General features: G+C 45.4%; 23 protein-coding genes. 15 read left to right on the top strand and 8 right to left on the bottom strand.

What is annotated here, in order from left to right; all coding sequences use genetic code 11:
* Positions 1-112: 112 nt before the first annotated feature.
* From ccmA to C2756_RS08545, 12 genes are read left to right on the top strand one after another with little or no spacing between them, the layout of a single operon-like run.
* Positions 113-802, top strand: coding sequence for a cytochrome c biogenesis heme-transporting ATPase CcmA (gene ccmA / locus C2756_RS08600; protein ID WP_251372034.1), 690 nt, complete (start codon positions 113-115; stop codon positions 800-802).
* Positions 799-1,464 carry a heme exporter protein CcmB gene (gene ccmB / locus C2756_RS08595; protein WP_215318641.1) on the top strand — a complete coding sequence of 222 codons (666 nt, stop codon included), beginning with the start codon at positions 799-801 and terminating at the stop codon, positions 1,462-1,464. The genes ccmA and ccmB overlap by 4 nt, the downstream gene beginning before the upstream one ends.
* Positions 1,461-2,231: a heme ABC transporter permease CcmC gene (gene ccmC, locus C2756_RS08590; RefSeq protein WP_215318639.1), complete on the top strand. Its 771-nt coding sequence runs from the start codon at positions 1,461-1,463 to the stop codon at positions 2,229-2,231. The genes ccmB and ccmC overlap by 4 nt, the downstream gene beginning before the upstream one ends.
* The gene (gene ccmD / locus C2756_RS08585; RefSeq protein ID WP_215318637.1) at positions 2,231-2,419 is read left to right on the top strand and encodes a heme exporter protein CcmD; all 189 of its coding nucleotides are present in this window, start codon (positions 2,231-2,233) and stop codon (positions 2,417-2,419) included. Before ccmC ends, ccmD begins: the two co-directional genes overlap by 1 nt.
* Complete coding sequence (gene ccmE, locus C2756_RS08580; RefSeq protein ID WP_215318634.1) at positions 2,416-2,850, top strand: cytochrome c maturation protein CcmE; 435 nt, start codon at positions 2,416-2,418, stop codon at positions 2,848-2,850. Before ccmD ends, ccmE begins: the two co-directional genes overlap by 4 nt.
* Positions 2,847-4,766, top strand: coding sequence for a heme lyase CcmF/NrfE family subunit (locus C2756_RS08575; protein ID WP_215318632.1), 1,920 nt, complete (start codon positions 2,847-2,849; stop codon positions 4,764-4,766). The genes ccmE and C2756_RS08575 overlap by 4 nt, the downstream gene beginning before the upstream one ends.
* The gene (locus tag C2756_RS08570; protein WP_215318630.1) at positions 4,763-5,293 is read left to right on the top strand and encodes a DsbE family thiol:disulfide interchange protein; all 531 of its coding nucleotides are present in this window, start codon (positions 4,763-4,765) and stop codon (positions 5,291-5,293) included. The genes C2756_RS08575 and C2756_RS08570 overlap by 4 nt, the downstream gene beginning before the upstream one ends.
* A complete protein-coding gene (locus C2756_RS08565; RefSeq protein WP_215318628.1) occupies positions 5,290-5,775 on the top strand; it encodes a cytochrome c-type biogenesis protein in 486 nt (161 codons plus the stop codon). Before C2756_RS08570 ends, C2756_RS08565 begins: the two co-directional genes overlap by 4 nt.
* Entirely contained in the window at positions 5,768-6,958 is a 1,191-nt protein-coding gene (gene ccmI / locus C2756_RS08560) for a c-type cytochrome biogenesis protein CcmI (RefSeq protein WP_215318626.1), read from the top strand. The genes C2756_RS08565 and ccmI overlap by 8 nt, the downstream gene beginning before the upstream one ends.
* 47 nt (positions 6,959-7,005) lie before the next feature.
* Positions 7,006-8,310, top strand: a complete 1,305-nt coding sequence (locus C2756_RS08555; RefSeq protein WP_215318622.1) for a TAXI family TRAP transporter solute-binding subunit — start codon at positions 7,006-7,008, stop codon at positions 8,308-8,310.
* 10 nt (positions 8,311-8,320) lie between these two features.
* On the top strand, positions 8,321-9,289 hold the full coding sequence (locus C2756_RS08550; RefSeq protein ID WP_215318621.1) for a tripartite tricarboxylate transporter substrate binding protein: 969 nt from the start codon (positions 8,321-8,323) through the stop codon (positions 9,287-9,289).
* Between the two features lie 32 nt (positions 9,290-9,321).
* The gene (locus C2756_RS08545) at positions 9,322-10,077 is read left to right on the top strand and encodes a 2OG-Fe dioxygenase family protein (protein ID WP_215318619.1); all 756 of its coding nucleotides are present in this window, start codon (positions 9,322-9,324) and stop codon (positions 10,075-10,077) included.
* A gap of 1 nt (position 10,078) precedes the next feature.
* Here C2756_RS08545 and C2756_RS08540 read toward each other — a convergent pair whose 3' ends face one another.
* Entirely contained in the window at positions 10,079-11,050 is a 972-nt protein-coding gene (locus C2756_RS08540; RefSeq protein WP_215318617.1) for a tripartite tricarboxylate transporter substrate binding protein, read from the bottom strand.
* A gap of 118 nt (positions 11,051-11,168) precedes the next feature.
* Between C2756_RS08540 and C2756_RS08535 the strand changes: the two genes are divergently transcribed.
* Positions 11,169-12,371: a nitrate/nitrite transporter gene (locus C2756_RS08535; RefSeq protein WP_251372033.1), complete on the top strand. Its 1,203-nt coding sequence runs from the start codon at positions 11,169-11,171 to the stop codon at positions 12,369-12,371.
* Between the two features lie 71 nt (positions 12,372-12,442).
* Here the strand turns inward: C2756_RS08535 and C2756_RS08530 are convergent, their stop codons facing one another.
* On the bottom strand, positions 12,443-14,071 hold the full coding sequence (locus C2756_RS08530) for a SulP family inorganic anion transporter (protein WP_215318613.1): 1,629 nt from the start codon (positions 14,069-14,071) through the stop codon (positions 12,443-12,445).
* A gap of 7 nt (positions 14,072-14,078) precedes the next feature.
* On the bottom strand, positions 14,079-14,480 hold the full coding sequence (locus C2756_RS08525) for a DUF2177 family protein (RefSeq protein ID WP_215295539.1): 402 nt from the start codon (positions 14,478-14,480) through the stop codon (positions 14,079-14,081).
* An 86-nt stretch (positions 14,481-14,566) separates the two neighbouring features.
* On the opposite strand from C2756_RS08525, the gene C2756_RS08520 reads away from it, so the two are divergent.
* Positions 14,567-15,007 (top strand): universal stress protein, encoded by a 441-nt coding sequence (locus C2756_RS08520; RefSeq protein WP_215295537.1) that lies wholly within the window; start codon positions 14,567-14,569, stop codon positions 15,005-15,007.
* Positions 15,008-15,070: 63 nt separating this feature from the next.
* Here C2756_RS08520 and C2756_RS08515 read toward each other — a convergent pair whose 3' ends face one another.
* Positions 15,071-16,300: a M23 family metallopeptidase gene (locus tag C2756_RS08515; RefSeq protein ID WP_251372032.1), complete on the bottom strand. Its 1,230-nt coding sequence runs from the start codon at positions 16,298-16,300 to the stop codon at positions 15,071-15,073.
* A 352-nt stretch (positions 16,301-16,652) separates the two neighbouring features.
* On the opposite strand from C2756_RS08515, the gene C2756_RS08510 reads away from it, so the two are divergent.
* A complete protein-coding gene (locus C2756_RS08510) occupies positions 16,653-17,786 on the top strand; it encodes a mandelate racemase/muconate lactonizing enzyme family protein (RefSeq protein WP_215318611.1) in 1,134 nt (377 codons plus the stop codon).
* A 105-nt stretch (positions 17,787-17,891) separates the two neighbouring features.
* On the opposite strand, the gene C2756_RS08505 is transcribed toward C2756_RS08510, so the two are convergent.
* The 4 genes from C2756_RS08505 to C2756_RS08490 form a co-directional block, all read right to left on the bottom strand.
* Positions 17,892-19,904 (bottom strand): TRAP transporter fused permease subunit, encoded by a 2,013-nt coding sequence (locus C2756_RS08505; protein WP_215318609.1) that lies wholly within the window; start codon positions 19,902-19,904, stop codon positions 17,892-17,894.
* 66 nt (positions 19,905-19,970) lie between these two features.
* Positions 19,971-20,921: a TAXI family TRAP transporter solute-binding subunit gene (locus C2756_RS08500; protein ID WP_215295533.1), complete on the bottom strand. Its 951-nt coding sequence runs from the start codon at positions 20,919-20,921 to the stop codon at positions 19,971-19,973.
* Positions 20,922-20,956: 35 nt separating this feature from the next.
* Positions 20,957-21,883 (bottom strand): dihydrodipicolinate synthase family protein, encoded by a 927-nt coding sequence (locus C2756_RS08495; protein WP_215295531.1) that lies wholly within the window; start codon positions 21,881-21,883, stop codon positions 20,957-20,959.
* Between the two features lie 11 nt (positions 21,884-21,894).
* Entirely contained in the window at positions 21,895-22,824 is a 930-nt protein-coding gene (locus tag C2756_RS08490) for a 2-hydroxyacid dehydrogenase (protein WP_215318607.1), read from the bottom strand.
* Positions 22,825-22,846 lie beyond the last annotated feature (22 nt).

The raw sequence follows: 22,846 nt of genomic DNA, 5'->3' as shown, positions 1-22,846 counted from the left end.
AGGCATTTAGAGACTTGCCGTTAAACTCCGCTTATAATCTTGTAAGCAATTGAATTAAAAGAGATTATTCTCAAAAATCCCTTTCTGTACGTTTGACAGCCTGTAGGTGCTCTTGGACAATGCGTTTGGCGGTTTGATTCATGCCAAAACACTCATGACAGCCCATCTTTCCCCAACTTCCAGTCAATCTAGTCAAGCGCTTGAAGCACGCGCTTTGGCCTGTGTGCGTGGCGACAGAAGCTTATTTTCTGGTCTGAGTTTTCAGCTTGCTGCTGGTGACTGCCTGCATGTTCGTGGTGAAAACGGGGTTGGTAAAACGAGTCTATTGCGTCTCTTGACTGGCTTATCTAAGCCTGAGTCTGGTGAAGTATTGTGGAATGCACAATCCATCTTTTCTGAGCCAGCTCACTATCATCGCGAATTATTATTTTTAGGTCATCGTGATGCGCTCAAAGAAGAGTTAAGCGCTCTCGAAAATTTGCAAATGTATGCAGCACTCGATGATGTCAAGCTTTCTCTTGATCAGGCATTGGCTGCTTTGTGGCGTTTTGGTTTGCGTGGCCGTGAAAATTTACCAGTGCATTATTTATCAGCAGGACAAAAGCGCAGAGTCATCATGGCGCGGATGTTGACGCGTCAAGCGCGTCTATGGATTTTGGATGAGCCATTTAATGCCTTAGATAGCAATGCAGTTACTGAACTAGAGAACCTGATTGCCGAGCATCTTGCTGCTAGTGGCTTGCTAGTACTGACGAGCCACCAGACTATAAACCTCCCTCATGTGAAGGTGCTGGATTTATGAGCGCCTTATTTGCCATGATTCAACGAGATTTGCTCTTGGTAATGCGTCGCAAGAGTGAGGTGCTAACGGCATTATTTTTCTTTGTCGTGGTGACAAGTTTATTTCCTTTAGGCATTGGTGCGGATGCCGCGCTCCTTCGCAAAATCGCTCCAGGCGTAATCTGGGTTGCTGCTTTGTTGGCCACCTTACTGGGCTTGCATCGGATGTTTGCGGCCGATTACGCTGATGGGGCTTTAGAGCAAATCGTTCTCTCACCGCAGCCGATGGTTTTATTGATTGCTGGGAAAATCATTGCGCACTGGCTTGTTTGTGGCTTGCCATTGGTCATTTTGGCGCCAGTGATTGGGATTCAGTTTGATCTTGATCCAAGCTCCCTTTATGTATTAATGGGAACTTTGTTACTGGGCACCCCGGTACTTTCGCTATTGGGCTCTATTGGCGCAGCCTTAACTCTGGGCGTCCGGGGTGGGAGCGTATTGATGAGCTTATTGATCCTGCCCCTCTATATTCCCGTGCTGATTTTTGGCGCTGGGGCAGTATATGCCAGTAGTGTGGGACTAGAGACTTCTGGACATTTTTCCTTGTTGGGCGCTTTATTGATTTTGGCTTTAGCATTTGTCCCTTGGGTTAGTGCTACCGCTGTAAAGATTGCGATTGAATGACTGATACAAATAATTTTTCTAATAACCGCCTGATGAACTGGTTTAAGTTATCAAGCCCCAGTACCTTTTATCCATTAGCGGGAAAGCTGATTCCACTCTTTTGGGTTTTGACTGCTATCTTTGGGGTAGCCGGTCTTTGGGTCAGTTTCTTTGTGGCACCAGTGGATGCTGTTCAAGACCAGGGCTATCGAATTATCTTTGTTCATGTGCCAGTTTCTTGGATGTCGATGTTCATCTACGTAGTGATGGCAGCATGGGCAGGTTTAGGGCTGATTTTTAATACTCGCCTATCAGCCATGATGGCACAAGCGCTAGCACCCATTGGTGCTTGGATGGCTTTTCTATCCTTATGGACAGGTGCATTCTGGGGTAAGCCCATGTGGGGTGCTTGGTGGGTATGGGATGCCCGCCTCACTTCAGAGCTGATTTTGTTATTCCTCTATTTAGGTTTCATTGCCTTACAGGCTTCAATCGATAATCCGCGCAGAGCAGATAAAGCGGGCGCGATTTTGGCTTTGGTCGGTGTGGTCAATGTGCCCATTATTTATTTTTCAGTGAAGTGGTGGAATACCCTCCATCAAGGCGCCTCAGTATCTTTGACTAAGGCCCCAGCCATGGCACAGACCATGTTGCTAGGAATGTTATTAATGACTCTGTGCTTCTGGATGTACTCCATTGCAGTAGGCTTGATGCGCGTCCGCACCATTATCCTGGAGCGTGAAGCCCATACGGATTGGGTGAGACAATTAGAAGAGGTGAAAAGCTAATGTGGAATAGTCCAGCAGAGTTTTTTGCAATGGGTGGCTACGCACTCTATGTATGGAGTAGTTTTGGTGTTTGTGCAGCGGTTTTATTGTGGGAGCCTATGAGTATTCGGGTTCGCAAAAAAGCAATTATTCGCAGACTTCAGCAAGAGCGTTTAGCAGAACAGTTTGATCAAGAAAGTAGTCAGTGAAGCCTAGATATAAACGTGCACTCATGATTGTTGCTGCCTTAGTGGTCATTGGCATCGCTGCAATGTTGATTTTGAATGCGCTCAATAGCAATATTGCACTTTATGTCACCCCAAGCGAAGTGGCTGCTGGTAAGGCGCCACAAGGCCAAGCCTTTCGCATTGGTGGCATGGTTAAGGATGGCTCTGTAAAGCGCGATGGCTTGACAGTTCACTTTGTGATTACTGATCTTGTGAAAGATATTCCCGTGTCCTATACCGGAATCCTGCCAGATTTATTTAAAGAGGGTAAGGGCGCAGTTATCCAAGGTCGTCTTAATCCCAATGGTGAATTTGTTGCTAGTGAAGTGCTAGCAAAGCATGATGAAAACTATATGCCTCCCGAAGCAAAGCATGCCCTAGAGCAAGCGCAAAAAAATGGAAGCAATAAATGATTCCTGAGTTTGGGCATTACGCGCTCATTTTGGCTTTATGTATCGCCCTCATTCAAGGGGTCTTGCCGCTTGTAGGCGCTCATTATGGTCGCCGAGAATTCTTAGTTCTCGCTAGACCTGCTGCCCAAACAGTCTTCATGCTCTTGGCAACTGCCTTCGTCATTTTGGCATGGAGCTTTTATGCGAATGACTTTTCAGTACTGTATGTTGCTGAGCATTCCAATTCGCAAATGCCGGTCATCTACCGCTTAGGTGCGGTATGGGGTGGTCATGAAGGCTCTTTATTGCTCTGGATCTTCTTATTAAGTACCTGGACCATTTTAGTAGCTCAACTCTCTAAAGCCTTAGACGAGTTCATGGTTGCTAGAGTGATTGGCGTATTGGGTTTAGTAACCAGTGGATTGTTATTGTTCGTATTAACTACCTCTAATCCATTTGAGCGCTTATTGCCTGCAGCTCAAGACGGTCGCTCGCTCAATCCTTTATTACAAGATCCGGGCTTGGTGTTTCATCCACCGATGTTGTATATGGGTTATGTTGGTTTCTCGGTAGCGTTTGCCTTTGCCATAGCCTCTTTGCTGTCCGGTAGATTAGATGCCGCATGGGCACGGTGGTCACGCCCTTGGACAACTGCTGCATGGGTATTTCTGACGCTTGGTATTGCATTGGGTTCCTGGTGGGCTTATTACGAATTAGGTTGGGGCGGTTGGTGGTTCTGGGATCCTGTGGAAAATGCTTCATTTATTCCATGGCTGGTTGGCACTGCTTTATTGCATTCTTTGGCGGTAACTGAAAAGCGCGGTGGCTTTAAGAGTTGGACAGTACTGCTTGCGATTACTGCTTTCTCACTCTCCTTGTTGGGGACATTCTTGGTGCGCTCAGGCGTATTGACTTCAGTTCACGCATTTGCGACTGATCCAAGGCGCGGTATCTTTATTTTGATTTTCTTATCACTTGTCGTCGGCTCTTCATTGGCTTTGTATGCGTGGCGCGCTCCTAAAAATACCTTGGGCGGCAAATTTAGTTTGAGTTCTCGAGAAACCTTTATTTTATTAGGCAATGTGTTCTTGGTGGTTTCAGCAGGATCAGTATTGTTGGGCACTCTCTATCCTTTATTAATTGATGCTCTCCACTTAGGAAAGATTTCAGTAGGCCCTCCTTATTTCAATAGCGTATTTGTGCCGATCATGATTCCACTATTAGTGCTCATGGGTATTGGCCCGTGGACCCATTGGAAAAATACTGATCTTCTGACAGTGATCAAGCGTTTATGGCTCGCTGGCTTGGTTGCAGTTCTAGCTGGTTTAGGTATTCCTTTGATGATGGGTGAATTTACTTGGCTCGCTGGGCTTGGTTTCTTGTTGGCTTTTTGGGTGATTGCTTCTGGGTGCATGCAAATCGCTCGACAAGCAAAGCTGGGTAAACCAACCCGTTCATTTATCGGAATGCAAGTTGCTCACTTGGGTATCGCGATCTTTGTGATTGGGGTCACGATGGTTGGCGCCTATCAGGAAGAAAAAGATGTGCGCATGTTGGCTGGCGATACTGTCAGTGTGGGCGGTTATCAGATTCAGCTCGTTGGTGTTAATAAGGCGCCCGGCCCGAATTATCAAGCCATGCGTGGCACATTCTTATTAACTAAGAACGGTAGCACTGAAGCAACCCTCTATCCAGAAAAGCGGAGCTATTTTTCCTCTACGATGCCGATGACCGAGGCTGCTATTGATGTGGGTTTAACCAGAGATATTTATGTTTCCTTGGGCGAGGCTATAGACGATCAAGCTTGGGCTGTGCGGGTCTATTACAAGCCGTTCGTAGATTGGATCTGGGGTGGTTGTTTGTTCATGGCCTTAGGCGGCATTCTCGCCATCTCCGATAAGCGCTATCGAATGAGCTTAAAAAGAGCGACACCATGAAGGCTAAATTTTTAATACCTTTATTGCTGTTTGTTGTGCTCGTGATCTTTTTGGCTATTGGTCTTAATCGTGATCCGCATGAAGTTCCTTCCCCTTTGATTAATAAGCCTGCGCCCGCTTTTGACATTGCTCAGTTAGCGCAAGCGAATAAAACATTTTCACCAGCAAGCATGAAGGGTCAAGTTTGGATCTTGAATGTTTGGGCTTCTTGGTGTGTAGCCTGTAGAGAAGAACATCCTGTCTTGGTTGAACTAGCAAAGTCTGGACAGGCACCCTTGATTGGTCTTGATTACAAAGATAAACGTGAAGACGCTCTAGTGATGTTAGAAAGACAGGGCAATCCCTATATGCTTTCTGCATTCGATGCCAACGGCCGAGTGGGCATTGATTATGGTGTGTATGGTGTTCCTGAAACTTACGTGATTGATCAAGCGGGCGTAATTCGCTTCAAGCATATTGGCCCGCTAACCCCGCTTATTTTGAACAACAAGATTTACCCTTTATTGGCCGAGCTAAAAAAATCATGAAATCTATTTTTTTAGTGCTCGCGTCAGCGTTGTATTTGCATGCCGCTTATGCAAATAATGCCGCTCCATTGGCTGATGATCCGGTAACGGAACAACGTCTTATTAGTATCTCTGAAGAAATGCGTTGTCTGGTTTGTCAAAATGAATCTTTAGCTGGCTCCCGTTCGGATTTGGCAAATGATCTTCGCAGAGAAATCCGCACCCTCATTAAAGAGGGTAAGAGCGATGAGCAAATTCGTGCTTTTATGGTTGAGCGCTATGGCGATTTTGTTTTATATCGCCCACCGGTAAAGCCCATTACTTGGCTGCTGTGGATTGGACCATTTGTGATCTTAGCCATTGGCATCGCCTTCTTAATGTCTTACTTGCGTCGTCGAAATACGATGGCTGCGACTAAGGTGCTATCTGAAGCAGACAATCAAAAAATCGATGCCTTACTAAATACACTTGGCAAAAATGATCGGGATGGAATCCATGGCTAGTTTCTTCATCCCTGCCTTTTTATTGCTTGCGCTGGTATTGTTTTTATTGCTGCGACCATTTATCTTCTCAGGAAAAAATGAGGGCACCTCTCGCCGCCAGATGAATGCTGCGATTTATCGTGAAGAGCTTGATAAATTAGCGGCTGAGCAAGCTGCTGGAACGATTAATGCGCAAGAGTACGAGATGAGCCATGCAGAAATGCGCCAACGTCTTTTTCAAGATACCAATGAAGAAGATGACAAGGCAGTCATGGGCTCTACTAAAAAAGTAGTCATCGGTGTTTGCGCCTTTATTGTGCTGCTATCTTCTGGCTTGTATTTTTCCTTGGGCGATGTTGTTCGTATTGCTCAACAGGGCGATCAAAAACCCATGAGCCAGGTTGGCGTTGAAAAAATGGTTGCTGATTTTGCCCTCAAGATGGAAAAAGATCCAGATAATCTGCAGGGTTGGGCAATGTTAGGGCGTTCCTATCGAATCTTGGGGCGCAATGAGGATGCTGCAAAGGCATATGGTCGCGCAGGCAGCTTTATCAATAATGATCCAGAGCTTCTGGCAGAGTATGCAGATACCTTAGTAGCCAATGCAAACGGCAACTTCTCAGGAAAGCCATTGCAACTGATCAATCAGGCCTTAAAACTCGACCCCAAGAATTTATTAGCACTTTGGCTTTCGGGAACAGCCTCCTTTGCTAGTGGCAATTACAAGGTGGCAGTGCAAACTTGGGAAAAGCTGGCTCAACAATTGCCGCCAGGCTCTGAAGAGGCGCGGGCGATTGAAAGTTCTATTGGCGAGGCACGCTCTAAAGGTGGTTTAGTGGGCACCAATACTGCGGTTGTTAGTAGTAAGGGCGTTAGTGGGAAGATTGAGATCGTTGCTGGCCTTAAATCTAAAGTGAATCCTGGCGATATAGTGCTGGTAATCGCACGCCCATTAGGCGAACGGATGCCAGTTGCCGTTCTGAAAGCGCCTGTGACTGAATTTCCAATGAGTTTTGCTTTAACCGATGTCTTGGCCATGAATCCAAGCGCGCCTATCTCAAAGTTATCCGAAGTTTCTATTGAAGTGAGAATTTCTAAAACGGGTATGGCTAGGGCTGAGGCAGGAGATTTGATCTCTGCAGTTCAAACCGTTAAAGTCGGATCAAATCAAGTTAAGCTATTAGTCGATCAAGTTCGCCAATAAATTGATAGCATGGCAGTTAGCCGCAAGCAATACACCATAGAGGCCTTATGAATTCTCTAAAACAAAAAATTTACAATCCTGTAGCAATTGCCATTGGCTTTTGCGTGTTGCTGTTTTCTATTTTTGCTGTCTTGTGGATTCTGGTGCCGCCGCCACCCAAAGCAATTGAAATGGCTACCGGTTTTCCAACGGGTTTGTATTACCAGTTTGGTGAGCGCTTAAAGAAGGAGCTTGCAGCCGACGGTGTGAATTTGGAAGTCAAAACTACTGGTGGAACGATCGATAATTTAGCCTTACTCAGTGACCTCAAGTCTGGCGTGAACTTTGCGATGGTTCAAGGTGGTGTTGCAGATGTTAGTAAATATCCCAATTTAGTTTCTGTCGCAGGAATGTTCTATGAACCTGTTTGGGTTTGGTACCGGGAGCCAGGATTTAAAAATGATGGCGGAAGACTGCAGGTCTTGGGGCAGTTAAAGGGTAAGCGTGTTGCCATTGGTAATGAGGGTAGCGGAACACTGGCACTTAGTACAGCCCTCTTAAAAATTAGCGGCATTTCTGAAAATGAATTTTCTGCGCAAAAATTAAAGTCGGATGAGGCCTTAGCAAAACTCAATAGTGGGGAACTAGACGCAGCATTTATTGTGGCTGCTGCTGAAGCCCCGATTTTAGAAAAGTTCTACAAAATCCCAGGCATTCGTTTAATGAGCTTTGATCAGGCAGATGCATACACTCGTAACTTAATTTATTTATCTAAAGTCAGTGTTCCACGCGGTCTGCTTAGTATTGAATACGATCTCCCTCGCCAGGAGATTCAGGTGATAGCTCCGACAGCCACTTTAGTAGCGCATGACAATGTGAGTCCCGCAATGATCTCCCTATTGCTCAGTGCCTCTTACGATATTTTGAAGTCTTATTCACGTATACAAAAGCCAGGAGAGTTTCCTTCTAGTATTGGCATGGACTTTCCACTCCATGTAGATGCCGAAATTTACTTAAAAGATGGACCATCTTTCTTGCACCGCCATCTCCCATTTTGGACAGCAGTATGGGTCGGGCGCTTCGTCAAGATTGTGATTCCGCTACTGGTGATTTTTATTCCCTTATTTACTTACATTCCGTCAGCTAAAAACTTTTTACTACGACTGAAGCTCGCGCAAGTCTACGCAGAGCTACGAGAGCTTGAGAAAAACGCCTTTAACCCAGATCTCAAAGATAAAAATATGAAAGATCTTGAGGCTATTGAAAGGCGGGTGGGTAACATCAAAGTATCTATGATGGATTCAAAAGAGCTGTATGACCTCAAGGGACATGTTGGGGATGTCAGAGCTCGCTTAAAACAGCTATATGCTTAACGGAGACAATATGTATAAAAAATACACTGCTTTAGCAGGCCTACTCATCGGGCTCTTACTATCTTCATTGGTGATTGCCCAGCCTTACCCTAATAAGCCAATCTCATTGGTTGTGCCACAGGCGGCTGGCGGTACGAATGATATTGTTGCTCGCTTAATTGCACCGGCCTTTGGAGATGCTATTGGCTCTTCAGTAGTCGTTGAAAATAGACCTGGTGCTGGCGGTAATATTGGTACGCAAAGTGTGGCGCGTGGAGCAAAAGACGGTTATACCTTGTTGCTCACGATTAATAGTGCACAAGCGATTAATCCTGCCCTCTATAAAAATCCTGGCTTTGATCCAATCAATGATTTTGTTCCTCTCTACTATATTGGGGCTACGCCTTACGTTTTAGTGTCACCACCTGGCGCTCCTTACAAAACACTCGCTGATGTGATTTCTGCTGCTAAGAAGAAACCCGGTGAACTTTCATATGCATCTGCTGGCAATGGAACTATCAGCCATCTCTTGGGCGCGATGCTCAATACCAGTGCAGGTGTAGATATGCAGCACATTCCTTATAAAGGTGTAGCACCGGCAATTAATGACGTCTTGGGAGGTCAGGTGCCACTGGCATTTGCTAGTCTGCCATCTGCCTTAAATTACATTAAGGCGGGCAAGCTGCAAGCTATTGCAATTAGTTCAGCCAAACGTTCTAGTGCTGCCCCAGAAATTCCAACCATTGCAGAAACCTATCCTGATTGCGTAGGCGAAGTGTGGGTCGCTTTATTTGCACCGATTGGTGCGCCAGCAGACGCGGTGAAGAAGATTCAGGTGGCAATGGATAAGATGATGGCTAAGCCAGATGTGCGCGAGAAGTTGATTGCGCAAGGTTTGGATTTAAGTCCCGTACCACCAGCAAAGCTCAGTAGCCTGCTCAAGGAGGAGTTGGCTAAATGGGCAAAAATCGTGAAGGCATCAGGTGCGCAGCTGGATTAATCTCTGGTGGCTGATTGCCCTAAAATGAAACGATGACTTCAGCCCATTTATCTCCTGCATTAACTCCAGCTAAAGACATCCCGCAGGCTCTGCAGGATGATGGTTTTGCAGTAGTATCTGCTGAAACAGTTGCAGAGCTTAGTAAAGCCTCTTTAGTTAATTTACAGAATCTCACTCAGTATTGGGAAGGCTTACCACGTGACCCTTATCTCAAGGATGGCGGTCGTTATCGTTTTCGTCGTCACGCCAGTTACGAGATTAAAAATAATGCACTGACTTTAGTGCCTCATCGTGCGCATTGGCAGTCGCTTGACTACAACGCATTACATGGCGGCCTTGAGCGTTGGTTTGAACCTATTCAGTCAAACGTCCTTGATGATTCAGCATGGCAGGCTGTACTACTTGGCTTGGCAAATGTATTCAGTAGCATAAAGCCTGTCACTACTTGGTTTGTGGAAGCCCATCAATTTCGGATTGATACCACTGATGGAATTGGTCGCCCAACGCCAGAGGGGGCGCACCGTGATGGCGTAGATTTTGTCGCTGTATTTTTACTAGATCGGGTTGGTATCAAAGGTGGTGAGACCAGGATATTCGATGCTAAAGGCTCTGCTGGTTTACGCTTTACTTTGACGCAACCCTGGTCATTGCTCCTCATGAATGATGAGCGCATGATCCATGAATCCACGCCAATTCAGCCACTGGCAGACTATGGCTATCGCGATACCTTAGTCCTCACTTATAGATCAAACGGTTTTCAAGACTCACCGTATCGTAGTCAGCAGTAAATTACTCTGCTTCCATGCCAGCTGCTTTAATAGCTTGCGCCCATTTGGCAGTTTCAAACTTGATTTTTTGACCGAGTGCCTCAGGTGTTCCAGGTTGAGATTCAAAACCTATCGAAGCAAATCGTTCAGTTAAATCTTTAGATTTAGCAGCATCATTGATAGCCTTATTGAGCTTCATCACCGCATCTTTGGGCATGCCGGCAGGACCAAAGGCTGCAAAGAAAGCAATCAATTCATAGTTCTTGATTCCTAATGCTTCGTTCACGGTAGGTAACTCTGGAATAGCAGGCGAGCGCTTGAGTGAGGTCACTGCTAGACCACGAATTTTTCCTGCTTGCACTTGAGGCAAGGTTACTGCAAAGTCAGCAGTAAACATATTGACTTGACCGCCAATTAAATCGGTCATGGCATTGGGGCCACCCTTATAAGAGACGCCAGTCATTTTGATGCCAGCAGCATTGGCTAACATTTCTGATGAAACCCGTTGTGATGTACTGGCATAAGCAAAAGTCATTTTTCCAGGATCCGCTTTTGCTAAGGAGACAAAGCCATTGAGAGATTTCACCGGAAGATCATTATTGACTGCGACGATGAGTGGAACTGAACCAAAGTAACCAATTGGCGTAAATGCAGTGTCTTGGTTATACGGTAAATTTTTGACCAAACTTTTTAGCGCTGCATTAGTGCTATTCGTGCCAAATAAAAGGGTATATCCATCGGCAGGAGATTTGGCCACTACGTCTGCCCCAATCATGCCGTTTGCGCCAGGGCGATTTTCGATGACAACAGCTTGACCGAGAGACTCGGCCATTTTGGCTGCAAATGCTCGTCCAATTTGATCGGTAGCACTACCGGGTGCAAATGGAACGATAGCCTTAATGGGTTTTGAGGGGTAGTTATCAGCTAATACTAGAGTGCTGGTAAAGCCAAGGATAAGACCAATGTAGCAGCTCAGAATCCGTATTTTTTTCATCTTGTCTCCATCTTCTTTTCATTAGTGTAGCGGGTCTTGGAGGACTTGGGCGAGTAGAATAGGTTCACGTTTTTACTGATACTTTATGCGCTTTCGATCGGCTGGCTATACCCCTCTTATGCTTATGGCGCAAACCTGTGCTTTACTGGGTTTCGCCTGTTATGCCGTTGTCCTCACCCCTTTGCAAGAGGAATGGCATTTAAGTAATCTTCAATCAGGCTTGATTGCTAGTGCTTTCTTCTTTGGTTATATGCTTGCCGTACCTCTGGCTACAGCATTAACCGATCGCATAGATGCTCGTAAGGTATATCTGGTTGGTGGTCTTTCTGCGACCTCTGGTTTATTGGGAATGAGTCTCTTTGCCAGTAATTTTTGGACAGCGATGTTCTTTATGGCAATCAATGGTGCAGGTCTTGCGGGGACCTATATGCCAGGCCTTAAAATTTTGTCTGACCGAATTCAGTCTGGTGAGTTGACACGTCACATTGCTTTCTATACGGCCTTCTTTGGAATTGGTACTGGCTTTTCTTATTTATGTTCTGGCTGGATATTGAGTGCACTAGGGTGGCACTATGTATTTGGCATCATTGCTCTAGGGCCGTTTACTGCATTTCTGATTGTCTTGATATTCATACCGCCACTTGCGCATGAGCAATGGAAAGGGCCTATCCAAATCCGTTTGCGCGACATCTTTCCAGTGGATAAGTGGAAGTTAGTGCTGCAAAACAAAAAGGCCTCTGGATTTATCTTTGGTTACACCGCTCACTCCCTTGAATTATTTGCCTCTCGAAGTTGGCTTGTGGCTTTCTTTGCATTTTGTACAGCGGCATCTGGGGAATCCTTTTTTCTAGCTGCCACTACCCTAGCTGGAGTCATCAATTTCTTTGGGGTGCCTTCCTCGATTTTGGGTAATGAGATTGCTCTGCGAGTGGGGCGTCAAAAGTGGGTTTGTATTGTGATGCTGACAAGTGCAGTGCTGGGTGTTGCGCTTGCTTCCTCCACAGGCCACTCCTGGTGGTTAATTGTGGCTTTAGCAATTGGGCATGCCATTTTTATCATGGCTGACTCTGCTACCTTAACGGCCGGCTTAGTCATTAGCGCTCAAGAAAATATTAAGGGTGCTGCCATGGGATTGCATTCGCTCATGGGATTTGGTGGTGGCTTAATGGGCCCCGCCATTTTTGGTTTTGTGTTGGATATTTCTGGTTCGCGTTCTTCTCAAATTGCTTGGGTATGGGCTTATGTTGCCGTCGTGATGTGGGGAGTTCTCTTTGTGATTTATGAGCGTCGAAATGGCTGGATAGATAAACCAAGTTCATGAGTAATGACAAACAGTATTAAAGCGATTTGTTATCACTACTATTTACTGCAGGCGGTATTAATTTATATCGTTTAGTGCTGTGTTGCAGCCGCAATCCCTGAGAGTAAATCTGGGTACAGACAATCTAATGGTAAGGTTTGTAAGAAACCACTACGCTGTGCCATCTCATAAGGCTGATGCTCTAAACCGCAGATGATCAATTTGATATTACGTATTTTGCAAAGATGCGCTAATTCAGTAATAGTTTCCATCCCAGAAGTATCTACATAGATTACATTCTTCAGATCAATTAATAAAACTTGAGAAGGTAATTTTTCTTCAATCTTTTCTAGTAATTTGACTGCTCCAAAAAAGATAGCACCGTAAATTCGATAGGCATCAATACGACCCTGTTGATTTTCGAGTTGACTGAAGCTGCTAGCATCCGCTAGCTCGCAACGTGATAGGCTTGAGATGCGATAGATAAAAGTGATAAAGGCAAAGAGTAGACCTACCTGTACTGCGACAGTAAGATCTAAAATCACTGTGAGCAAAAATACACTCACAATAGTGAGTTGATAAGGTAGTCGGAATTGTTTTAAGTCCACAAACTTTTTCCATTCACCCATATTCCAAGCGACATACATTAGGATTGCAGCCAAGCTTGCCAAAGGAATATTTTTTGCCAGAGGAGCAGCAAACAGCACCACAAGCAATAAAGTAAGCGCATGAACAACGCCTGCTAGCGGCGATCTGCCACCACTTTCGATGTTGGTGACAGTCCGGGCAATAGTGCCAGTTGCGGGCATTCCGCCAAAAAATGGCGTCACTAAATTAGCAATACCTTGCGCCATCAGCTCTTGATTGGATTCGTGACGATCATGTATTAAGCTGTCGGCAATGCGTGCACAGAGTAGAGACTCAATAGCGCCGAGTAGCGCTAGTGTTAAAGCAGGGATCACCATAAATTGTGCTGTGCCCCAACCAATTGAGATCCATTCAAAATGGGGGAGGCTCGAAGGGATGCCACCAAATCGACTACCAATCGTATCGACTGGCAAGTTAAAGAGAGCGGTAATGAGAGTAGCTAGAAACATTGCTACGACTGTGCCTGGAAGATGGCAGAGCCAGCCTAAATGCTTCTGAATTTTTTTCCAGCCAATAATGATGGCTAGACTTCCGCAGGCCAAACTTAGTGCAGTGGGGTTGACCGTATCTGCTGCGTTGTATAAAGCGTGAATCGACTGAAAAAATTGAGCAGGCATTTTCTCAATCCTTAAACCAAAGAAATCTTTGATTTGCGATAGACCGATTAAGCAGGCAATGCCATTTGTAAAGCCAATGATGACAGCGATCGGAATAAATCGCACCAGAGTTCCCAGTCTGAATATTCCCATCAATAAAAGGAACACCCCAGACATTGCTGTAGCTAGCAATAAATTAGGGATGCCATAGCGTTCAACAATGCCGTATACAACCACAATAAATGCACCGGCCGGTCCACCGATTTGAACGCGACTTCCTCCCAATAGTGAAATGAGACCGCCAGCAATAATGGCGGTAAAAATTCCCGCTTCGGGTTTAAGCCCGCTGGCAATCGCAAAAGCCATAGCCAAAGGCAGCGCTACGACACCTACTGTTAAGCCTGCTAAAACATCCTTGGTTAATAAGGTGCTGTTATAGCCCTTAAATGAGTCTAGGATTCTGGGATGAAAAAACATCTTTGTTTTAAGACAGTCGATCGCCTACCCAATACGCCAATCCCGCAGAGAGACCTGTTACTACAGATCCCCAGGCAATATCAACGAATGCTAATTTCGTAGGGAAGTCTCGAATGACGGCTAGATTGGTCAGGTCGTAGGTCATGTAGCAAAAAAATCCAAAGAGGGCACCATATTGCAGTGCATAGATCAGAGACTGTTTTGAGAGTGCAGGCGCAATAACAAAAATACAGACGCCTAAAGCATAGAGAAGGTAAAACGCTAAGCCGGCAATGAGCTTGGGTTCGCTAGCCATGAGATCGCCCATTTCCTCGCGATAGAGGTTCTTTGCGATTCCTAAAAGCCACGTTAAATCCACCGCAAGGAGGGTGATTAAAAAAGTAAAGTAGATTCCTAGATACTTGAGCAATTAAGTTCCCCTTTGATCTTTTATAGATTAATAATAAGTATTATCATAGAAAGAGAACGTTATTAGTTCAATTTAAGGGGGTAGATATGTTTAAGCATTTATTAGTACCGGTTGACGGTTCAGAGGTCAGCAAAAAGTCTTTAAAAAAGGTTGCAGAACTTGCTAAGGCAGATGGCGCTGCCGTAACCTTGGTATACGTATCTGATCCATTACCTCCTTTGGTGTATTCCGACAGCTCGATGGGCTACGGAGTCTCTGCAAAAGAGCATCAAAAAGTTTGTGAAGCCTATGCAAAAGATGTTTTCAAAAAGGCAGCTACCAGCCTCGGCGCAAGTATCAAGGCTAAGTCCTTGCATATCTCTAATACAAATCTTGCTGAAGGTATTTTAGATGGCGCCAAAAAAGCAAAAGCAGATGTGATTGTGATGGCTTCTCATAAACGCACCGGTATCAAAGGTGTTTTATTAGGTAGCGAAACCCACGAAGTCATTGTGCACTCTAAGTTACCTGTGCTCGTGCTTGGTTAATAACTCAAATATTGTCAAAAGAATAGGGCCCCATTGGGCCCTATTTATTTGCGGAGCTAAGGATTACTTGGCTTGATAAGCAAGTGGGCTGCCTAGTAGTAAAACCTCTCTTGTGAGTTGTCCACTTTCGCTATCCCGCATTGACCATAGATCGAGTTGTGTTTTGCTTGAATAGGGGTCGATGTAAACACCATCTTTTCTCAGTTCAAAATGGAGATGGGGTCCAGTTGATCGCCCGGTAGATCCAACGTAACCAATTTCAAGGCCACGACGCACTTCATTTCCCAACTCAAGTTCTGGATTGTAATTACTTAAGTGCGCATAGAAAGTGCGATAGCCACCCGGATGCTCTAAAACAATCAGATTGCCAAATGCGCCGTTATAGCCAAGATGCGCTACTTTACCGTTGGCTACACTGAAGATTGGTGTGCCAATCGGCGCTGCGTAATCAATTCCCATATGGGTGCGATAGCGCTGCTTGGCTGGTGCTGGTTGGACAACGGTAGTATTACTCTTGGGGCGTTTCGCTTTGCCGGCGCGTACCATACCCACTCCGCGGGAGATGCGTCGATAGCTTAGTGGGTTAGTCCAGAAAGAGTGCTCAAGGGATTCACCGCCACTGGTAAAGAAGCCGCCAGGTATATCACTCCGTTCGACCCAAAAGGCGCTAGCAAATACTTCTTTATTATTGGGATCGATAATCTCAACAGCCCAAATCTGCGCCCATCTTTCGCGGTCGCCAAAGTCGATAATGAGTCGCACAACGCTATTAGTATTTTCAAGCGAATTATTGTCCTCTGGATAAATCTGCTTGATGATTGAGTTCAGTTCCCAGACTAATTCCACTGGTAACTTATCGCCTAGTTTGCGTGGGTCATATAAAACTTCTCTTAAAGGCACCCGAATTTCTGTTAGGTTTTTGGATTCATTTCTGAGAAGATCTTGTTGTACTAAGAATCCACCAAAAGCAGATGGTGTAAATGTCCAAACTTCCGTTTTATCATCCTGTACAGGACCATTCATAATGCTTAATGAATCAAAACGATTGCGCGTTGTAAATGCCACTGCATACGGAATGCAATCGCCCCGCATCTTATCAAAAAATCCTTTAGTCTGATTTTTAAAGAATTCAGAAAATTGGCGATTATCAATACCGATGCTTGATGGCAAATTAGCATCATTAAAGCTGCGTCGCAAACATCCCTGCATGACTCGATAGTCCAGGTTGGCATCGCTATCGAGCATGAGTTCACTAGGATCTTTTCTTTGGATGACCGATGGATTTAAGCTCATGCTATTGATCTTTGAGCTAGACCCTGCGGATTTATCTTTAAATCCTACTTGCTTCGTGTTTTGAACATACACTTTGGTACGGCTTTGATTTGACTTTTGGGTCTGACTAGTCTGAGCATGTGCTATGGGGCTCAATCCGATAGAGAGGCTGAGCAAGCCATTTCCCAGTAGGAGCGCTATCCCTTTGACGAGGCGGTAATGAGCGGTTACTTTTCTATTCACTATGCAATTATCTAATAATGTGGACTGCCACTCTGATAATTTTGTTGTGCTGCAATAAATTAACCCCACAAATGACGTAAACCCAGTATTTCAATACTGGCTACAATATTTTTTTTATGAAGGAGTTCGGATGCCGATCATCGAGTCTGTGCAAGTCACCTCAGTGGCTGTACCTTTGGATAAAGTCACCTCATTTTCAACCCGGACCGTCTCTGAGCGTCACTATTGCTTAGTTAAAGTTCGCGGTAAGGATGGTAATGAGGGAATTGGTTTTTGCTATGTTGGTAGCGCTGGCGGTGATATTGCGAAGATTGCTGTTGAGCAATTACTTGCGCCCAAGTTGATTGGTCAAAATAGTCATCGGAGCGAAGGCCTGTGGATGGATATGTATAACGAATCCATTTTGCAGGGACGCACTGGTGCTGTGATGCGCGGGATCTCTATTTTAGATACGGCACTTTGGGATCTCAATGCTCGAGCTGCCGGTTTGCCTTTGCATCATTATCTTGGCTCAGTAGTAGATGATCGCGTACCCGCTTATGCCAGCGGCGGTTATTACTTAGAAGGTAAGACCCCTGCCAAGCTTGGTAAGGAAATGGAATCCTACGTTAAGCAGGGCTTTAAGGCAGTGAAAATGAAAGTAGGGCGCCTCTCTCCTGCTGAAGAAGAAGCGCGTGTGAAGGCTGCCCGCAAGGCAATTGGAGACGATATTCTGCTGACTTTGGATGCGAATAATGCTTGGCGTGATCTGCCTACTGCGCTGGAGTATGTCAGACGCTTTGAGGCTTACAACCCTTATTGGATTGAAGAGCCATTTTCACCTGACGCGATTGATCTGCATGCTGCTTTAGCACGTCAAACCAAGATTAATGTAGCTACCGGTGAGATGGAGGCAGGTCGTTGGCGCTTTAGAGAGTTGATTGATGCTGGTGGTGCAGCGATTTTGCAATCTGATGCAGCGGTTTGTGGCGGTATTACGGAGTGGCGCCGTATCTCTGCTTATGCCGATGTTAAGGGCATCACTGTTTGCCCTCATTGGATGCATGATCTCCATGCTCCTCTTGTAGCTGCAACACCCAATGCTCGCTTTGTTGAGTTTTTCTTGGATGATCAAGTGCTGAACTTCCGCCGCTTAATTAATAAGCAATTAACATTTAAGAATGGCGATTTGATTTTGCACAAGACTCCGGGACTGGGTTTTGAGTTTGATGAAGCTGCAGTTCAGAAGTATGCTGGCAAAACACCTTGGACCAAGATCGCTTGAGCTTAGTCACATTAAAGTAAGCTAGATACACTGAGTAAAAATAAAGCCCGCAATTGCGGGCTTTATAAATGAAACTAGGGTATTCATATTGATACTCAACAGTGTTTAGGAAGGCTTTCGATTGAGCTTGTAATAAGTCATCATTTGGGTAACCAAGACCAAGCCAAAACCAATAAAGCCAATCAGATCTGCCTCAGTGGATGGATAAGCTAAAGCCACGCCAGAGATCACCATGATGATACGTTCGAAGGATTTGGTTTTCTCAATAAACCAGCCTTGTAGGCCACCAGCTAAACAGATAATGCCCACCACTGCAGTGAAGGAAATCCACGCAATCTGCATCCAGTCTGCTTGCTCGAGGGCGCTGCTTGATCCCATCAAGAGCAAGCTCACACCAGATTTATCTAAAACAAACATGAATGGCACCAGAATGGCTGGCGCAACATATTTCCAGGTTTGTAATGTCGTCTTATAAGGATTGCCTTTACAAATAGCGGCTGCCGCAAACGGAGATAAAGCAGTTGGAGGGGATACCTCAGAGAGAACGGCGTAATAAAAGATGAACATGTGAGCAGCAAATGCAGGCACCCCTAAATTAATTAAGGCTGGCGCGGCAATCACTGCGCAAATAATGTAAGAAGCAGTGACTGGAACTGCCAGACCCACAATCCAAACAATTAAGGCGGTGAAGATGGCGGTGAGCAATAAAGAGCCGCCTGCATACTGAATCACAATCGAGCTGAATTTCAGTCCTAAACCCGTTAAGGTTACTGTACCTACGATCAGGCCAGCACCAGCGCAAGTTGCAGCAATGGCCAATACGCCTGTGGAGCCTGAGGCCAGGGCCTTGGTGAGGTTGGAGTTATACAGACCTGCCAAGATAGGTTCCTTGCCTTTAAACCAAGCCCAAGGAATGATGGCCGTATCTTCTCGCAACATGCTGGAGAAGGCGGACACTACGGTGGCCCAAAATACCGACATGACTGGTGAGAAGCCAAACATCATAAACACCACAATCGAGATCAGCGAGAAAAAGTGAAACCAATATTTTTTTGTTAATTCCCAAGCAGATTCAGCAGATTCAAAATGGATGTTCTTCATGCCATATTTACGAACATCAATTTCGACCATTACAAATAAACCAAGATAAAACAAAATGGTGGGGATGGTTGCCATGAGCAAAACATCCAAATAGGAAATTTTCAGGAAGTCTGCAATCAAGAACGCTGCGGCACCCAAAACGGGTGGCGAGATGATCGCGCCAAGTCCACCAGCAGCTAACAGTCCGCCCGCAGCATTTTTTTCGTAACCAACTTTATCCAGCATGGGAGCGGCAACAGAGCCTACGGTAACGGTAGTTGCAACACCGGATCCTGATGGACCACCCATTAAGAAAGAAGAGAGAACAATGGTTCTGCCTACACCAGAGGATTTGCCACCCATTGCAGCAAAAGAGAAATCGATAAAGAATTTGCCGGCCCCAGTAAATTGCAGGAAGGCGCCAAAAATCGTAAAGAGAATAATGAGGGTTGCAGAGACATCGACCGCAGTGCCATAGATTCCCTCAAGACTCATATACATGTAACCAACTAGGCGATCGAGGCCATAGCCTTTGTGTGTCCATGGCGCAGGCAGATAGTTACCAAAGAGGGCGTAAAGTAAAAAGAGCACTGTAACGGTCACTAGAACCATGCCGTTTGTTCTGCGCACACTTTCTAGAATCAATAGAATGAGGCCAATCCCGATGATGACGTCAGTAGGATTTGGGGCGGTATTGCGATCCATGAAGTCATCACCACCACTCAGGATGTAATAAGAAATAGCTACTGACCCTAGGGCAAACAAAACATCCCAAAACATCAACTTATTTTTAAAGCGAGCTGCCAGCGGAAAACTTAAGAACACCAGGAATAACACTAAGGCAACGTGAATAACACGCAGCTGCTGAGTTGGAACAATCGAGTAGGCGGCATACAGGTGAAACAAAGACATGCCGACGGCAACTAAAGTAATGAACTTGGCCAATAAGCCTTTGTAGTCATTAGAGTCGCCTTCCTCTTGCTTAATAAAAGCGTCTAATTTCTCTTGGGTTTCATTGTCGATGACGTTCTGATTCATGCTTCAACCTATATTGATGTACCACTTAAAAGCAGAAGGGGTGAGATTAACTCACCCCGATATGGCTTAGTTTACCTTGACACCTTTTTCTTTAAGGTACTTTAATGCGCCTGGATGATAAGCAACTGGTGTTGCATTCGATTTTTGGCTCTCTAATTTAATATTTCTGAACTCCGCATGTGAGCGAACTAGTTCAAGTTGATTATCAAAAATAGCCTTGACAATTTTGTATGCCTCTGCATCAGGCATAGATGAGTTTACAACCAGCAGATTTGCAACTGCTGCAACATTATTATCTTTCGCCATACCACTGTAGGTTTGCTTGGTAATCACAGCCGGGAAGTAAAGGTTGCCATATTTTTTATTCATAGCAGGAACTTCAGCAGCGGTATCAACCATCACGATTTTCATGCCTGGGCTATTCGCTAAATCAGTAACAGCTGCAGTGGGTAAGCCACCCACCCAAAAGAAAGCATCAATCTTGCGATCTTTTACTGCATTGACAGATTCAGCAACGCTCAAGCGCTCACGTTTTACATCTTTATCTTTGTCTAGACCTGCAGCCTCTAGCAAGCGGAAGGCCATGACTTCAGTGGCGCTTCCTGGGGCACCTGTACTAACGCGTTTACCTTTCAAATCCTTCATGGTTTTGATGCCAGTAGACTCAACGGTAGCGACGTGCATGAGGTTTGGATACAGTATGAGCAAGGTCCGTAAATCGACTGGCTTGTCTTTAAATTTATCATCACCCACTGATGCATCTTTGGCGGCATCAGCCATAGAGAAGGCAACGTAAGGCTTGCCAGTGCCAACCAGTTTTAAGTTATCCACAGAGCCACCAGTGACTTCCGCCGTAACTGACATACCCGGTACTTTGCTTGAGAGCATGGCAGCAAGGCCGCCACCCATTGGGTAGTAAACGCCACCAGTACCACCGGTTGCAATCGAGATGTTTTGTGCATATGCGCTAGCCCATATAAAACTGAGCGATAAGGCAATGAGCTTTAGTAATTTCATTGGTGTCTCCTATTGATCTTATGAAGAGGTATTGATTAAAGACCTGGCATGCTGAAGTTAATTTGCTTTAACTCACTGAGCAGCTGAGCTTGCTGTTCCGCACTCAATTGCATTAGTGGTGGGCGTACACGCAACCATTCTGGATCATTGCTGTAGTGTGCTACCGCTGTTTTCATACCGGCAATCATTTGATATTTTGCAAAGACGCTACGCACTTTATCTAAGCCTGCTTGACGTTCATCTGCATTAGATTCTCTCCAATGTGTGGCAAGGTCAGCAATAGCTTGTGGATTAACGTTTGCAGTAGCAGAGATGCAGCCAACGCCACCAGCACGCAGGGTGCGCATTAAGAATACTTCACTACCAGCGTAGACGCGGAAGCCGTGTGGCGCCAAGAGCTTAATCACGGACTCTGTATATTCCCAATCGCCCGAGCTATCTTTCATCCCAACGACTGTCTTTGGATATTCTTTTGTCAAGCGCTCGAGTAGTGACAGGCTTAAGTTGATTTTAGTCACTGGCGGAATGTTATAGATGTAAATCTGTAATCCTGAGCTGCCTACCTTCTGAATCACTTCCGAGAAATAAGCAAACAGACCATCATCATTGATATCTTTGTAATAGAAGGGTGGCAACATTAATACGCCTGCACATTGATAGCTCAATGCATGAGCAGTCATCCGATAAGTACTCTCGATCGAGGTAGAACCAGTACCGGGCATCATATGCTTTGGATTTAAACCACCTTCAATCAGCGCAGTGAGCGTATTCATCTTTTGCGTAGCAGACATAGAATTTGCTTCTGAGTTTGTACCAAAGATGGCTTGACCTACGCCATTGGTTTCTAACCATTGACATTGCTTTAGTAATTTCTGGGCATCTGGACTACCGTCTGCTTTAAATGGTGTCAAAACTGGTGATAACACCGCTGGCAAAGTAGAGGGATGTAAAGAAATGGTCATGCTGACTCCAATTAATAATGAACTTCTGAAAGAAGTGGTTGTTGTGTAAAGAAAGCTTCTAAATTATCTACTGCTAAGTTCGTCATAGCTACTCGTGTTTCCGAGGTAGCGCTACCGATATGGGGTGTCAGTAGAACATTATCCAGGTCTAGAAAGGCAGAATTAGGGCAGGGCTCATTATTAAACACGTCCAGGGCGGCGCCAGCAATTTGTTTATGCTGCAGCGCATATAAAAGAGCGGCTTCGTTAACCACGCTTCCGCGAGCGATATTGATTAAGTATGACGAGGGTCCAAGCGCTTCTAAAACGGCAGTGTCAACCAAGTTATCCGTATCAGGTGTTGCTGGGCAGGCCAAAAACAGAACATCACAAACCCTAGCTAAATCTACAATCTCTTTGTAATAGGTATAAGAAACCTGCTTTGGATTTGGTCCAGAATACGCAATCTCGACCTTAAATGGCTCTAAACGTTTGGCTAGGTCTTGGCCGATGCGACCCATACCAGCGATCCCAACCCGTTTGCCTGCCAAGGTGGTGGTCAAGCGAAACGGGGCTTTAGCCCAAGCATTGCTTTTGACATACTCTTGGGATTCAGGAAGGCGCCGCATGAGGCTGAGCATCATGCCAATCGCCAATTCACAAACGGCATCATTCAGAACGCCAGGGGTGTTGGTGGCCTTAATTCCCTGTGCCTGAAGGTAGCCTAGGGGGAGATTATCGTAACCTACGCCGCAGGTGGATACCAGTCTAATACTGGGAATTTTTTTGACCAGGGCTTCAGGTAATTTGGTGTTAGACCGAATCAAGATAGCCTCGAAGTTTCCAGCGGGGGGTGCCGCATTAATATCGGGGTGTCGGATTGGCGTAAAGCGGCGATCGATTTCCGCCTGCATAATCTCAGGAAAATGGCCGACCTGCAGCACCGAATTGACGGGGATCATGTCTGTCTCTATTTTTTATTGG

Source organism: Polynucleobacter sp. UB-Siik-W21 (assembly GCF_018687415.1).
GTDB lineage: Bacteria > Pseudomonadota > Gammaproteobacteria > Burkholderiales > Burkholderiaceae > Polynucleobacter.
Note: the sequence above shows the minus strand (reverse complement) of the source record. Positions and strands in the feature narration are given on the sequence as shown.

Bases quoted from the DNA above. Each gene is read 5' to 3' on its own strand.
- C2756_RS08490 (WP_215318607.1), bottom strand. From the start codon at position 22,824: ATGATCCCCGTCAATTCGGTGCTGCAGGTCGGCCATTTTCCTGAGATT.
- C2756_RS08505 (WP_215318609.1), bottom strand. From the start codon at position 19,904: ATGAATCAGAACGTCATCGACAATGAAACCCAAGAGAAATTAGACGCT.
- ccmB (WP_215318641.1), top strand. From the start codon at position 799: ATGAGCGCCTTATTTGCCATGATTCAACGAGATTTGCTCTTGGTAATG.
- C2756_RS08500 (WP_215295533.1), bottom strand. From the start codon at position 20,921: ATGAAATTACTAAAGCTCATTGCCTTATCGCTCAGTTTTATATGGGCT.
- C2756_RS08510 (WP_215318611.1), top strand. From the start codon at position 16,653: ATGCCGATCATCGAGTCTGTGCAAGTCACCTCAGTGGCTGTACCTTTG.
- C2756_RS08575 (WP_215318632.1), top strand. From the start codon at position 2,847: ATGATTCCTGAGTTTGGGCATTACGCGCTCATTTTGGCTTTATGTATC.
- C2756_RS08515 (WP_251372032.1), bottom strand. From the start codon at position 16,300: ATGAGCTTAAATCCATCGGTCATCCAAAGAAAAGATCCTAGTGAACTC.
- C2756_RS08495 (WP_215295531.1), bottom strand. From the start codon at position 21,883: ATGACCATTTCTTTACATCCCTCTACTTTGCCAGCGGTGTTATCACCA.
- C2756_RS08555 (WP_215318622.1), top strand. From the start codon at position 7,006: ATGAATTCTCTAAAACAAAAAATTTACAATCCTGTAGCAATTGCCATT.
- ccmI (WP_215318626.1), top strand. From the start codon at position 5,768: ATGGCTAGTTTCTTCATCCCTGCCTTTTTATTGCTTGCGCTGGTATTG.
- C2756_RS08545 (WP_215318619.1), top strand. From the start codon at position 9,322: ATGACTTCAGCCCATTTATCTCCTGCATTAACTCCAGCTAAAGACATC.
- ccmC (WP_215318639.1), top strand. From the start codon at position 1,461: ATGACTGATACAAATAATTTTTCTAATAACCGCCTGATGAACTGGTTT.
- C2756_RS08565 (WP_215318628.1), top strand. From the start codon at position 5,290: ATGAAATCTATTTTTTTAGTGCTCGCGTCAGCGTTGTATTTGCATGCC.
- C2756_RS08540 (WP_215318617.1), bottom strand. From the start codon at position 11,050: ATGAAAAAAATACGGATTCTGAGCTGCTACATTGGTCTTATCCTTGGC.
- C2756_RS08570 (WP_215318630.1), top strand. From the start codon at position 4,763: ATGAAGGCTAAATTTTTAATACCTTTATTGCTGTTTGTTGTGCTCGTG.
- C2756_RS08520 (WP_215295537.1), top strand. From the start codon at position 14,567: ATGTTTAAGCATTTATTAGTACCGGTTGACGGTTCAGAGGTCAGCAAA.
- C2756_RS08535 (WP_251372033.1), top strand. From the start codon at position 11,169: ATGCTTATGGCGCAAACCTGTGCTTTACTGGGTTTCGCCTGTTATGCC.
- ccmD (WP_215318637.1), top strand. From the start codon at position 2,231: ATGTGGAATAGTCCAGCAGAGTTTTTTGCAATGGGTGGCTACGCACTC.
- C2756_RS08550 (WP_215318621.1), top strand. From the start codon at position 8,321: ATGTATAAAAAATACACTGCTTTAGCAGGCCTACTCATCGGGCTCTTA.
- C2756_RS08530 (WP_215318613.1), bottom strand. From the start codon at position 14,071: ATGTTTTTTCATCCCAGAATCCTAGACTCATTTAAGGGCTATAACAGC.